This is a genomic window from Novimethylophilus kurashikiensis, assembly GCF_003112435.1.
GTDB lineage: Bacteria > Pseudomonadota > Gammaproteobacteria > Burkholderiales > Methylophilaceae > Novimethylophilus > Novimethylophilus kurashikiensis.
Genome location: NZ_BDOQ01000003.1, coordinates 128,584 through 141,264, shown reverse-complemented (window position 1 = coordinate 141,264; position 12,681 = coordinate 128,584). Strand labels below are relative to the sequence as shown.

The window sequence follows — 12,681 nt, the reverse complement described above, 5'->3', positions numbered from 1 at the left end:
CTCCTGCACGCCACCTACACTTGGATAGTAAAACTCACAACAAAATAGAAGCTTCATAAGTCAGAGTTATTTTAAATTGGGCCGATGTAATTTACTGTTGATTGTACGGATAACACTTAAAAGTGGTCTTGCCCAATTTGTATTACTGCGCTGGAGGAAATGTTGATAACGCAAGATTTTTACACGATGTTGTGCGCGATTTATCACTTCTGGACAATTATAAGTATTAGCGATTAATTCACCTGCGTGGATTACCAGATTGCTCATGTCCCTAATGTTGAGAGAAGTCGAAAATCTGTGACTAGCAGAATGAGTCAAGGCGGCAACATTTATGCATGTTTGATTGGATAATTCCAAGTTATTAGTGTATGCCAGATTCTCAGCACAAATCGTCACTACCCTGTCGAGAAACGGATTAGGGCCTGCTCGGGACATGCTGTTAGGTACTTCGCGGTAAACAACGAGTCTCTCTGCTAAATTTGCGACATGAAAATGCCGCGCAATCCTAGACCATAATTCGAAATCTTCAGGCGGTTGGCGAAGAGGGTCTGTTGAGTACCCACCTATGTGCAAAATCGAATGTCTGTTCAGCATTACAGAGCTGTGAACGAATGGATTATTAAACAGCAGTTCGAAACAAAGAATTCCATGTTCTGTTGGATGATCATGGCCGCGGGACGTGGGGTAATCTCCAACCCATATATCTGCGGCAGTTCCGAGTAATGCACATTCAGGGTGGCTTTCCATGTAGGCAACCTGCTTAGCCAATCTGTCTGTTAGGGATATGTCATCTTGGTCCTGGCGAGCTATGTAACGACCTCTCGCCAATGAGATGCCCCTATTAAGGGTGGCGGCAAGGCCCATGTTATCTTGGCGAATAAGGGTGATGCGTGAATCTGTAAAGGATTTAAGAAGGCTATAAGAATCATCCTTCGAGCCGTCATCAATTATGATCAACTCAAAATTTTTATACGTCTGAGATAGGATCGAATCAACAGCCTTTGCAACATCGGCGGCACCGTTATAAACAGGGAGTACAACACTAACCTGAGGAAATGTCATAGCTTGAACCACTTTGCTGGAAGCAGGTCACTGGTGTCGTGGGTCGATTGGTTAAACCAACGTTGTGGAGCAACAACAATTTTATGGGGCGAAGGGTTGAGCCATGCGCCCCACCAACTGAAGGAGCTATTCGCAATAATGTTATGCTGACATTGTTTCATAAGCGCAATATCTGCAGCACCACTGCTCGGTCCGTTTATATCTACGAGGGTTGATGGATGACTAAGATTTAGATTTTTGGATACCCAATCCAAATCATCTGAAAAAATGAAAAAATGTGGATGTTGAACTCGACTTGCAACAAAGCGTATGGCTGAGTAGTAGTAGTCTAAGGAACAGGTGCCGTGGAATTTTGCTGTAGTGGAGTTGGTAACATAATCACCTCGACGTACATGCAGTGATATCGATACGGTTTGTTGAATTTTATTAAGTATTTTTTTGTTTTCAACGTCTAAAGGTTCTTTCAGCTCGAAGTCGCGACGGATAATATCTGAGGAATTATTAAAATAACGTTCACTCTGCCAATAGCCTGACATATAGAGAGGGAGAGGTTGCTTTTGCAACTCTGGCATAAAAGAAAAAGTAGATTCGTTAAAAACCTGAGCCTTTTTTTTGGAGAGTAGAATTTTAGAAAAATTATTTAATACCTTCCCCATTTCCCATCTGAATGGTACGGAGGATCGGAAGAATTCAATATCCGATTGGCTGGCAATTTCCGCACGGATATTTAGTGTTTCTAGCTCATAACGACGTAAGGAGTAATTTTCGAATCCACTTAGATCAAGTAAGAGTTTTGCATTATGGCGATCAGCAAGGGCTCGGCCTGCTGCATATTGGAACATTTGGTTACCAAGGCCGCCAATAAGGTTGGTTATTACAACTGAAGATGATGGCATTTAGAAAATACTTCTTTTTTACATACGCATTTTAAGAATACGCTGAGAGGCACCTACGATAACAGCAAATGGTGCTACATCTTTAGTAATAACTGTGCCAGCACCAATAACTGCTCCACGGCCAATACGGACACCATCAGTAACAACGCAATTAGCTCCCACCCAAACATCATCCTCAATAATTATTGGGCCCTCGATTAAGTTTCCGGCATGGCGCATTGGCCTTTCAATTTGCTGATAATCATGATTACCAGAGGAAATAGTGCAATGAGGTCCGATCATTACATTGTTTCCGATAACAATTGGGGCGCCTCCATAAATCACTGTAAATGGATTGATTTGGGAGTAATCGCCTATTGTTATTAGTTCATGAAAGGCTCTAATAATTACGTAATCTTTTATTTCCGCCGTTGGAGCGACAATAACCATGTCGCGCTTATCGACGTTGGCAGTTGGCCAGATAGGATCTTTTTTTGAGTTGAGTCGAATTAAAGACACCCTACCAATTATTCTCTCTGAATAGTGCCGTAAGCGATTTTTAATGCGCTGAAGGATTGATATTGGGGCTGATTGGAATTTTAAGAACATTGGCATTAATGCTCTCCGATCCTAATTCGCTGGAGCATAACCAATATCGGAGTAAAGCTCGGAGAATTCATTATCAACATATTTTATGATTGAAGCAGGTATGGCACTCTGCCACTCGTCTATACGGCCAGCTCTGAATGTCCAAGCATTTCTTCCAAAAATTGCTGTGGCGATAGTGTATGAATCAATCTCAACTCCCAAGAACGCAGCAATTTTCGCTACTGTTTCTTGTTGCAATTCGACATCACCTCCACCATGTGGTCCAATTAAATGCTCGAATTTAATCCATAAAGCTATCGATGAATTTTTCCAAGGCAAGAATCTGCGGTATCTATCAGCTAATGAAGCTAAGACAATGTCTGATGATTTTCGGCGACCAAGTATTGGAATCATCAATTTTTGCTCTAATGAAAGAGATGGATCATTCATCTCTTCATGAAATTGATAATCGGCGTGCTTGAGCATATGGTGATACCAAGACCATAAAACTGCTCTTGGGTCCCGGATAATGCAAATGAGTCGAACATTATGTCGCATCAAAGTTTGTTCTAAAGCTTTAGAGTAAGGTAGATGCTCCACTGCAAACTCATTGTTTTCTATAAGCTCCAATTGAGGCACGCAGCGCAATGTTGAAGTGGACTTGGATGACTCATCTAAGTCGAGGTTGACTTTGCGAGGCCAGATAAAATCTAATGCTGCATCCTTAATGCTGCGGCGGCGTTGAATTCCTGTTAGGCCTACGTCATCCCGTTTAGTTAGTCCCATTTCACTCAAAACTGACGCTGCTAGATGAGTTCCTGCTTTAGGAACAGAATTAATTATGATGCGCATATTTCTTCATTTCTAATTGACCAACTACATTCAGGCATGTAAATCGCTCGTGTCGTTAAACATCCCTTTCCGCTACCGTAAAAATCTCCATCCGCAACTGTTATAGATAGTCCGCTATATATTTGACACACAACACCATCTGAAGAATTTACTGTAAACGTTATGTAGTAATTGCCGGGTAATAATCCAATCCTGCCTAATTGAAATACAATTTCTCCCGCCGATGGTAATGGAGCGAGTGTTGCTCCAGTCATTATTGAATTCACATTAATTACATCAATTCCAATTTCGTTGGTCACTAATATTCCAATGACAAGCCCGTGTGGAGCAGATGAAAGTTTGTTTTCAAAATGAAAGTGAAGCGCAGATTCTTCGCCGTGACGCATCACCGGTGTATCGTGATTGTTAGAATCTCTTATTTTGACCGTGATAATTTTAAACCCATCTATGCTGCGTTGACTAAAGCCATCCGTACCCTTCTCCAAGGGGAATATTCCTTTCAGATAATGTGTAACCGCCTTATCTATATCTCCATCGAAGGACACTTTCCCATGATCGAGAACAATCCCGCGAGTACAGAAGGTGTTTAAGCTTGCCAAATTGTGACTAACATACAAAACAGTTCTTCCTTCCCCTGCTGCATCACGCATTTTTCCAAGGCATTTTTTCTGAAAAGCGGCATCACCAACAGCTAAGACTTCATCTACAATTAATATCTCTGGCTCTAAATGGGCTGCAACTGCAAAACCAAGACGAGCTTGCATGCCGCTAGAGTAATGTTTTACCGGAGTGTCAATAAATTCTTCAACACCTGAGAAATCCAATATCGCATCAAATTTCTTGTTGATTTCATTGCGTGTAAGACCAAGAATGGCGCCATTAAGATATACATTTTCTTTTCCCGTTAATTCTGGGTGAAATCCTGTACCTACCTCCAGCAGTGAACCTACGCGACCATGCATTCTGATCTGCCCCTCAGTCGGCATGGAGATGCGAGAAAGAATTTTGAGTAAAGTGCTTTTCCCAGCCCCATTTCTGCCAATCAAGCCAACTACTTCCCCTTCCCTTACTTGAAAATTGATTTCACGTAAAGCCCAGAATGAGTCCTCTTGTGTGTGTGTGGCGGGGCGATTGGTCAATTTCTTCAACCAGTTGTGCCATTTGTAAGCAATCGCGTCACGAAGAGTATTTGCTTGGAGGGCGACTGGACGCTTAAATTGTTTACCGATATCCGCAACTTCAATAACGATTTTTGTCAATGCTTTTACCCTTATAATGAAGCTTATAGCCGATCTACAAACTCAGCTTCCAACCGTTTGAACAAGCGAACTCCGGCCCATATTAAGAGAATTATCCAAGCCATTGATATCCACAAGGCAGTACTATCGAGTCTGCCAATCCCCAGTACTGCCCAGCGAATGCTTGTGATTATGCCGGTCATCGGGTTTAGTTTGATAAGCCACTGCCAATGAGGTGGAATAAAGCCAACTGAGTAAATAATGGGAGTTGAATACATCAATACTTGCATTACAAAAGGTAGCACAAGGCTGATGTCTCGATAGATTGCGTTTAGCCCGGCGAGAGTTACGGCAAGGCCAAAAGCCAGAAGCACTACCATGACAAGCAACACGGGAAGTACTAGAAGATGCAAGGATAACGGCAAGCCGTACCACAGCATCAAGCAAAGTAGAAGTGTAAGACCTATTGCTAAATCAGCCAATCCAGCAAGCACCCCGCTCAAAGGAAGAATGAGTCGTGGAAAGTAGGTCTTGGTTAGAATTCCTTTGTTCGCAACTAAACTGTTGCTGCCTGTTAGTACAGACTTGGAGAAATATTGCCAAGGGAGTAGTCCCGTCAAGGCAAATATTGGATATGGCAAGCCGTCAGAAGGTATGCCGGCTAAGCGTCCGAAAAGGAGCGTGAATATGCCGACAGTGATGAGGGGTTGGAAAATCATCCATCCAACTCCTATGACAGCTTGTTTATATAAAATGGAAATTTCTCGCCAAGCAAATACAACAATCAGTTCTCTAAACCGCCATATTTCAGACCATTCTGGTGCATTCCAGCCTTTGCGTGGTTTGATGGTTACTGTAAAGGGCTGCCGGTTCGCCGAGTCGGCCGTGACATCAATAATTTTTTTCATGGTGAAACAAATGAATTAAGTCGATTGATGCTTGGCATTACTCATGGTAATCCATAGCTTTGAACCCGTGCTTTTTAACAAGCTCGTCCCGCTCGGCACTTTTTAGGTCTTCTCGGATCATTTCCTTCACAAGCTCTGCAAAACTGGTCCTGGGAGTCCATCCCAGCTGTTCTTTGGCCTTGGAAGGATCGCCCAGCAATGTTTCCACTTCTGTAGGACGGAAATATTTGGGGTCGACGGCCACAATACACTTGCCAGTTTCGTCATAGCCTTTCTCGTCAACGCCAGTACCTTCCCAGTAAATTTTCAGTGAAAGTTCTTCGGCTGCGGCATTAATAAAGTCGCGTACGCTGTACTGAACGCCTGTTGCAATAACAAAGTCTTCTGGCTTTTCTTGCTGCAACATCAACCATTGCATTTCGACATAATCTTTTGCATGTCCCCAATCACGTTTGGCATCGAGGTTACCCAAATACAGGCAATCCTGTAGACCTAGTTTGATGCGAGCCAGGGCGCGGGTGATTTTCCTGGTGACAAAGGTTTCGCCGCGAATCGGACTTTCATGATTAAACAATATGCCGTTACAGGCATAGATACCATACGCTTCGCGATAATTGATCGTGATCCAGTACGCGTAAAGCTTGGCGACTGCATAAGGGCTGCGCGGGTAGAAAGGGGTAGTTTCCTTCTGAGGAATTTCCTGCACTAAACCGTAAAGTTCGGATGTACTGGCTTGATAAAAGCGCGTCTTTTTTTCCAGTCCGAGAATACGAATGGCCTCCAGAATGCGGAGAGCGCCTAGTGCATCGGAATTGGCGGTGTATTCCGGTTCTTCGAAAGACACAGCGACATGGCTTTGCGCGGCGAGATTGTAGATCTCGTCCGGTTGGGTTTGCTGGATGATTCGAATGAGGCTGGAGCTGTCGGTCAGGTCTCCGTGATGCAGGAAAAAGCGCACGTCTTTTTCGTGGGGGTCTTGATAGAGATGGTCGATACGATCAGTATTAAAAAGGCTGCTGCGTCGCTTAATACCATGGACGATATAACCCTTGTTTAGCAGAAGTTCGGCAAGGTAAGCGCCGTCCTGGCCGGTTACCCCGGTAATCAGTGCTACTTTTTTTTGATCAGACATGTTTTTAATCCTTATTTTCGGAGCGTTTCCGCTTGTAGAAAGTCTTTATAGGCCATCGCTAAACCGCTTTCCAGATCGACCTTGGCTTGCCATCCCAGTGCGTTGATGCGCGAACTATCCATGAGCTTGCGGGGAGTGCCGTCAGGCTTGGATTCGTCATAAGTGATGGTGCCTTTGTAACCCACCGTTTTGCTGATCGTTTCAGCCAATTCGCGAATTGTAATGTCATCACCATAGCCTACGTTAATGTGACTGAGCATGGGCTGCGTAAACTGGAGATACTCGGCTTTGTCGAGATTCATGACATGCAAGCATGCAGTTGCCATGTCGTCCACATAAAGAAACTCACGTTTTGGTGTTCCTGAACCCCATATGCTGACACTGGGTTGATGGCTGATTTTGGCTTCATGAAAGCGCCGAATCAAAGCTGGAATGACGTGCGAGTTTTCAGGGTGATAATTATCGCCAGGGCCGTAGAGATTGGTCGGCATCACGCTACGATAATCAATGCCATGGCTCTCACCATATTGTCGATTATAGCTTTCACACAATTTGATTCCGGCAATTTTTGCGATTGCATAGGGCTCGTTGGTGGGTTCTAGCGTTCCGGTGAGCAAGCTATCTTCGCGCATCGGCTGAGCCGCAAGCCTCGGATAAATGCAGCTTGAACCCAAGAAGAGCAGTTTCTTAACACCAGTCCTAAACGCCGAATCGATGATATTGGCTTCAATCATCAGATTTTCATAGATGAATTCGGCTGGATAATTGTTATTGGCGAGAATGCCGCCAACTTTGGCCGCAGCTAGATAAACCTGATCCGGTTTTTCTGTTTCGAAGAAAGTACGAACGGCTGCCTGATTGGTGAGATCTAGCTCAGCGTGAGTGTGTGTAAGGATGTGAGTGTTACTTTGTTGTTGAAGCGCTCTGACGATAGCCGAACCTACCATGCCTCGATGGCCCGCTACATAAATTTTGGGAATGGTACTCATCGATTGCTGCGTCCGTAATGATCCTCAAATCTTACAATATCATCCTCGCCAAGATAGCTGCCCGATTGCACCTCGATAATCTCTAATGGAGTTACGCCAGGGTTGCATAGACGATGTTTTTCACCCAAGGGGATATAGGTCGATTGGTTTTCGCTGAGAAGGATGGTTTTGTCCCCGCAAGTAATTTCCGCCGTACCCTTGACGACCACCCAATGCTCGGCCCGATGGTGATGCATTTGTAGGCTCAAGCTGGCTTTAGGATTGACTTGTATCCGCTTGACCTTGAACCCTTGGCCTTGGTCGATACTGTCGTACCATCCCCAGGGGCGGTGGACTTTGCGATGAAGCGTCTGTTCTTGACGGTGATTCTGCTGAAGTTCGTTGACGATGTACTTTACGTCCTGACATCGCGACTTATCCACAATCAGTACCGCATCGGGTGTTTCAATGACTACCAAGTCGTCGACACCAACCAAAGATACCAGCCTTCCAGTCGCGTAGACCAATGTGTTGCGACTATCTTGGGCTAGCACGTCCCCTTGATGTACATTGCCGGCTTCGTCTTTTTCCTGTGTGTTCCAGACAGCATCCCACGCGCCCAGATCGCTCCATCCGGCATCGAGCGGGACCATGGCTAATGGAAATTGACTTCCTGGGCAATACTCCATCACAGCGTAGTCGACAGATTCGCTGGTAATGGATGAGAACTCAGCTTTGCCGGGCCGAATGAAGGCGGCATCGGAGGTTCTTGCATCCCAAGCGTCACGAGATGATTTCGCAATATCTGGGCGAAAATATTCCAAGGCTTGCATCCAGACGGATGCCTTTACAACGAATATGCCCGCGTTCCAGTAATACCCGCCTTCACTTAGATAGCGTTGCGCGGTCGTGAGATCGGGTTTTTCAACAAAGCGTTCGACGTTAAGAACAGAGTTGCTATCTTGGGCGGATTGGGTTTTGATATAACCATAGCCAGTTTCTGGTCGGTCTGGCGTAATTCCCAGAACGACGATTGCCCCTTGAGATGCATTGACGATGGCTTCTTGCATTGCCGAAATAAATGCAGCTTCGTTGCGCACAATTTGGTCGGCAGGGGTGACAGCTAGAATCGGATCTTGACCGGTTTCAAGCGCTGCTAGTGCTGCTAGCGTTAAAGCTGGTGCAGTATTTCGCCCAATGGGTTCGAGCAGGGCGGCACCTAAGTCGATTTGGGCTTCTCGTAGTTGCTCCAACGCTAGGAAGCGATGTTCCTCATTACTGACGATGTAAGGTGCAGCGACAGAAATGCTTTCATTTCGAAGGGCACTTAATCTTCTTGCCGCCTGTTGAAACAAGCTTTCCGTGCCAGATAGGCAGAGAAATTGTTTCGGGAACCCTGCGCGGGACAGAGGCCATAACCGTGTACCGGAGCCTCCGCAAAGAATAACGGGTTGAACCTGTAGTGTATCGGTTTCAGATTTCATAGGTTTCGCTGACGGCTTGCTGGAACTTCCAGGTGCTTGAACACATGTCATCTAGGGTACGATGTGCCTTCCATCCAAGCAGTTGAAATGCCTTATTCGGATTTGCATAGCATTCGGCTACATCCCCTTGGCGACGAACTGTGAATTTGTAAGGGATAGGTCGGGAGCTTGCGTGCTCAAACGACTTTATCATCTCTAACACACTGTATCCGACACCTGTGCCCAGGTTTATTGCCTGAAATCCGGGGTGTGTCTCCAGGTACTGAAGTGCCGCCGCATGCCCCTCAGCCAAGTCCATGACGTGAATGTAATCTCTGATGCCTGTGCCATCTGCGGTTAAATAGTCGCTGCCAAAAACGGATAGCTCATTTCTTTGACCTGAAGCTACTTGAGCGATAAATGGCATTAGATTGTTTGGTGTACCTTGTGGGTTTTCTCCAATCAAACCGCTTTCATGTGCACCAACTGGATTGAAATAACGCAGGCAAGCAATGCGCCAATCTGAGCTGGAATCGACTAAATCCTGCAAGATGCCTTCGATGTAAAGCTTGCTTCGACCATAAGGATTGGTCGCGCTGGTCGGATGGTCTTCGTCGAGCGGAAGATATTGCGGTTGGCCGTAAACAGTCGCACTGCTACTGAATACCAAGGTGGTTACACCGGTTGCTTGCATTGCCTGCAGCAAACTGATGGTTCCCTGTACATTGTTGGCGTAATAATTCACGGGCTGCGTGACAGACTCGCCTACAGCTTTGAGCCCGGCGAAGTGGATTACGGCATGAATGTCATGTTTGATCAAAGTATTCCGGAGCAGGTCTTGATCTCGAATGTCTCCCTGGATGAACGCAGAGCGTTTGCCTGTAATCCGGGCAATCCGGTTTACCACTGAACGGCTGCTGTTAGAGAGGTTGTCGAACAGAACCACCTGATGACCCGATTGTTCGAGCACAACTGCCGTGTGGCTTCCTATGTAGCCCGTTCCCCCTGTCAACAAGATATTCATTTATTGAAAATTGGAGTTCAAAATTCGTAAGACTTAAGTCAAGGTTCACATGAGGTGATGACGTGGAGAGCAGTAGTATTGGCTGCCAAAAACTCATTGTAGTTTAGCATACCCCTTACAGTCAGGATGGTGGACCGAAGGAGGATCGAACTCCCGACCTCCGCATTGCGAACGCGGCGCTCTCCCAGCTGAGCTATCGGCCCATGGTGTGAACAACTAAAGCGGTGCAGTGAATTATACTTGCAAATGATAGTGGATCAACTTGGAAAATAAAGACAAGCCTATGAATCATTTGTTCAAAAAGCTGCCGTGGATTGGCGTTGCCATCCTGGGGGCGGCAGCAGTGGGAGGCATTGCACTCAACCGTGGGGAATCGGTCAATGCGCTTTGGTTTGTGACGGCGGCGGTGTGTGTTTACGCGATTGCCTATCGGTTTTATGCAGCCTGGATCGCCGCGAAAGTGCTGGTACTGGATGAGACGCGCGCAACGCCGGCGGAGCGGTTCGACAACGGGCGCGACTTCGTGCCGACCAATAAATGGATCGTTTTCGGACACCATTTTGCTGCGATTGCAGGCCCCGGGCCGTTGGTCGGTCCCACGCTTGCGGCGCAGTTCGGCTATTTACCGGGGACGCTGTGGATTCTGGTCGGTGCAGTGCTGGGCGGTTGCGTACAGGACATGGTGACCTTGTTTTTTTCTACCCGTCGCGACGGCCGTAGCCTGGGTCAAATGGCCCGGGACGAGTTGGGGCCTATCGGTGGCGCGGCAGCGTTAACAGCCACGCTGGTCATCATGGTGATTCTGATCGCCGTGCTCGGCTTGGTCGTGGTCAATGCGATGAAGCACAGTCCATGGGCGACTTCGACCGTGGCTGCGACGATTCCAATTGCCATGATCGTTGGCCTTTATATGCGGAGCATTCGGCCTGGCCGAGTGCTGGAGGGTTCATTGCTAGGCGTGGTTCTGCTGTTGCTCGCTGTTGTCGGAGGCGGTTGGGTAGATCACAACGAGGCGCTACGGGGATTCTTCGACCATGATGGGTTGCCGCTTGCCTGGGCCATCATCGCCTATGGTTTTCTCGCTGCCGTGTTGCCTGTCTGGCTGCTGCTGGCGCCGCGTGACTACCTCTCGACCTTTATGAAGATGGGCACCATTCTGCTGCTTGCCTTGGCCATCGTACTGTTGCGGCCTGAGGTAAAAATGCCGGCGTTGACGCAATTCATCGACGGCAGCGGTCCGATTTTTGGCGGTGCTTTGTTCCCCTTTGTATTCATTACCATCGCCTGCGGCGCGATTTCGGGGTTCCACGCGCTGATCTCTTCCGGCACCACGCCCAAGCTGCTGGCCAACGAGCGCGATATCCGCATGATCGGCTACGGTGGCATGGCGCTTGAGTCCTTCGTTGCCATCATGGCGCTCATTGCCGCGACCGTGTTGGAGCCCGGCATCTTCTTTGCCATCAACAGCCCGGCGGGAGTGGTAGGTAAAGAGGCCGCCGATGCTGTCGCCAAGATATCTTCGTGGGGATTCCCGGTGACGGTCGAGCAGATGCAAATGCTGGCAAACGAGATGGGCGAGAAGACTTTGTTCGCCCGCACTGGAGGCGCGCCTTCCTTGGCGGTCGGTATGGCGAGTATCTTCGGGAGCGCTTTCGGCAAGGGCTTGCTCGCCTTGTGGTATCACTTCGCTATCATGTTCGAGGCGCTCTTCATCCTGACAACGCTGGACGCCGGGACGCGTGTCGGCCGTTTCATGCTGCAGGATATGCTGGGTAATATTTGGCCCAAGTTGGGGCAGACCTCCTGGACGCCGTCGGTCATGCTGACGAGTGGAACCATCGTCGCTGCATGGGGTTATTTTCTTTACATCGGTGTGATCGACCCGAACGGTGGGGTAAATATCCTATGGCCGCTGTTCGGCATCGCCAACCAGATGCTCGCAGCAATCGCTTTGTGCGTTGCCACCGGCATCCTGGTCAAGAGCGGGAAACTCAAACACGCATGGATCGCAGCCTTGCCGCTGGCTTGGCTGGTGACGATTACTACCACGGCGGCCTATCAGAAGATCATGAGTGAAGACGTTCGCGTCGGTTTCTTTGCTGCCGCACACGACATGGCTGCGAAATTGGCTTCCGGAACGCTCCCGCCGGAAAAGGCAACGGTCGCCCCCCAGCTGATTTTCAATCAGCAACTGGATGCCTGGCTGACCTTGTTTTTCGTGACGTTGCTATGGGTGATCGTGCTCGATATGTTGCGGGTATGCTATCGCCAGGTGGTGGGGCTTCCTGTTCCGCCGATCTCGGAGTCTCCCCATATGCCGAGCAGATTGGTCGAGGATTACGTCCGTGATTGATGGGCTTAAACGATGGGGAAGTGCATGGTGGAAAACTCTACGGCAACTGTCGGGTGACGACGCTTACGAGCGTTACCTGAAACACCACGCCGACCATCACTCCGAACTGACGCCTTTGACGAGAGAAGTCTTCTTTCGTCAATGGCAGGAGCGAAAGTGGAATGGCGTAAAGCGCTGTTGCTGAAGTAAAAAGAAAAAAGGGGCCGTGAGGCCCCTTT

General features: G+C 47.8%; 12 protein-coding genes and 1 tRNA gene. 2 read left to right on the top strand and 11 right to left on the bottom strand.

Annotation, left to right across the window (positions count from 1 at the left end; translation table 11 throughout):
* Positions 1-66: 66 nt before the first annotated feature.
* The 11 genes from NMK_RS04200 to NMK_RS04150 form a co-directional block, all read right to left on the bottom strand.
* Positions 67-1,062 (bottom strand): glycosyltransferase family 2 protein, encoded by a 996-nt coding sequence (locus tag NMK_RS04200; RefSeq protein ID WP_109014518.1) that lies wholly within the window; start codon positions 1,060-1,062, stop codon positions 67-69.
* A complete protein-coding gene (locus tag NMK_RS04195) occupies positions 1,059-1,958 on the bottom strand; it encodes an alpha-1,2-fucosyltransferase (protein ID WP_109014517.1) in 900 nt (299 codons plus the stop codon). Before NMK_RS04195 ends, NMK_RS04200 begins: the two co-directional genes overlap by 4 nt.
* A gap of 18 nt (positions 1,959-1,976) precedes the next feature.
* On the bottom strand, positions 1,977-2,552 hold the full coding sequence (locus tag NMK_RS04190) for an acyltransferase (RefSeq protein ID WP_109014516.1): 576 nt from the start codon (positions 2,550-2,552) through the stop codon (positions 1,977-1,979).
* A gap of 15 nt (positions 2,553-2,567) precedes the next feature.
* On the bottom strand, positions 2,568-3,377 hold the full coding sequence (locus NMK_RS04185) for a sulfotransferase domain-containing protein (RefSeq protein WP_109014515.1): 810 nt from the start codon (positions 3,375-3,377) through the stop codon (positions 2,568-2,570).
* A complete protein-coding gene (locus NMK_RS18405; RefSeq protein WP_181376163.1) occupies positions 3,365-4,636 on the bottom strand; it encodes an ABC transporter ATP-binding protein in 1,272 nt (423 codons plus the stop codon). Before NMK_RS18405 ends, NMK_RS04185 begins: the two co-directional genes overlap by 13 nt.
* 23 nt (positions 4,637-4,659) lie before the next feature.
* Complete coding sequence (locus NMK_RS04175; protein ID WP_109014514.1) at positions 4,660-5,523, bottom strand: ABC transporter permease; 864 nt, start codon at positions 5,521-5,523, stop codon at positions 4,660-4,662.
* A 37-nt stretch (positions 5,524-5,560) separates the two neighbouring features.
* Positions 5,561-6,655, bottom strand: a complete 1,095-nt coding sequence (gene gmd / locus NMK_RS04170; protein WP_109014513.1) for a GDP-mannose 4,6-dehydratase — start codon at positions 6,653-6,655, stop codon at positions 5,561-5,563.
* An 11-nt stretch (positions 6,656-6,666) separates the two neighbouring features.
* Positions 6,667-7,644, bottom strand: a complete 978-nt coding sequence (gene fcl, locus NMK_RS04165; protein ID WP_109014512.1) for a GDP-L-fucose synthase — start codon at positions 7,642-7,644, stop codon at positions 6,667-6,669.
* Entirely contained in the window at positions 7,641-9,107 is a 1,467-nt protein-coding gene (locus NMK_RS04160; RefSeq protein ID WP_109014511.1) for a mannose-1-phosphate guanylyltransferase/mannose-6-phosphate isomerase, read from the bottom strand. The genes fcl and NMK_RS04160 overlap by 4 nt, the downstream gene beginning before the upstream one ends.
* Complete coding sequence (galE, locus tag NMK_RS04155; protein WP_109014510.1) at positions 9,097-10,110, bottom strand: UDP-glucose 4-epimerase GalE; 1,014 nt, start codon at positions 10,108-10,110, stop codon at positions 9,097-9,099. Before galE ends, NMK_RS04160 begins: the two co-directional genes overlap by 11 nt.
* A gap of 127 nt (positions 10,111-10,237) precedes the next feature.
* Positions 10,238-10,313 (bottom strand) — tRNA-Ala (locus tag NMK_RS04150).
* An 80-nt stretch (positions 10,314-10,393) separates the two neighbouring features.
* Between NMK_RS04150 and NMK_RS04145 the strand changes: the two genes are divergently transcribed.
* Positions 10,394-12,463 (top strand): carbon starvation CstA family protein, encoded by a 2,070-nt coding sequence (locus NMK_RS04145; protein ID WP_109014509.1) that lies wholly within the window; start codon positions 10,394-10,396, stop codon positions 12,461-12,463.
* Positions 12,456-12,647: a YbdD/YjiX family protein gene (locus NMK_RS04140; protein WP_109014508.1), complete on the top strand. Its 192-nt coding sequence runs from the start codon at positions 12,456-12,458 to the stop codon at positions 12,645-12,647. Before NMK_RS04145 ends, NMK_RS04140 begins: the two co-directional genes overlap by 8 nt.
* Positions 12,648-12,681 lie beyond the last annotated feature (34 nt).

Excerpts from the sequence above, each read along its gene's own strand:
- NMK_RS04200 (WP_109014518.1), bottom strand. The coding sequence starts at position 1,062 with ATGACATTTCCTCAGGTTAGTGTTGTACTCCCTGTTTATAACGGTGCC.
- NMK_RS04195 (WP_109014517.1), bottom strand. The coding sequence starts at position 1,958 with ATGCCATCATCTTCAGTTGTAATAACCAACCTTATTGGCGGCCTTGGT.
- NMK_RS04190 (WP_109014516.1), bottom strand. The coding sequence starts at position 2,552 with ATGCCAATGTTCTTAAAATTCCAATCAGCCCCAATATCAATCCTTCAG.
- NMK_RS04185 (WP_109014515.1), bottom strand. The coding sequence starts at position 3,377 with ATGCGCATCATAATTAATTCTGTTCCTAAAGCAGGAACTCATCTAGCA.
- NMK_RS04175 (WP_109014514.1), bottom strand. The coding sequence starts at position 5,523 with ATGAAAAAAATTATTGATGTCACGGCCGACTCGGCGAACCGGCAGCCC.
- gmd (WP_109014513.1), bottom strand. The coding sequence starts at position 6,655 with ATGTCTGATCAAAAAAAAGTAGCACTGATTACCGGGGTAACCGGCCAG.
- fcl (WP_109014512.1), bottom strand. The coding sequence starts at position 7,644 with ATGAGTACCATTCCCAAAATTTATGTAGCGGGCCATCGAGGCATGGTA.
- NMK_RS04160 (WP_109014511.1), bottom strand. The coding sequence starts at position 9,107 with ATGAAATCTGAAACCGATACACTACAGGTTCAACCCGTTATTCTTTGC.
- galE (WP_109014510.1), bottom strand. The coding sequence starts at position 10,110 with ATGAATATCTTGTTGACAGGGGGAACGGGCTACATAGGAAGCCACACG.
- NMK_RS04145 (WP_109014509.1), top strand. The coding sequence starts at position 10,394 with ATGAATCATTTGTTCAAAAAGCTGCCGTGGATTGGCGTTGCCATCCTG.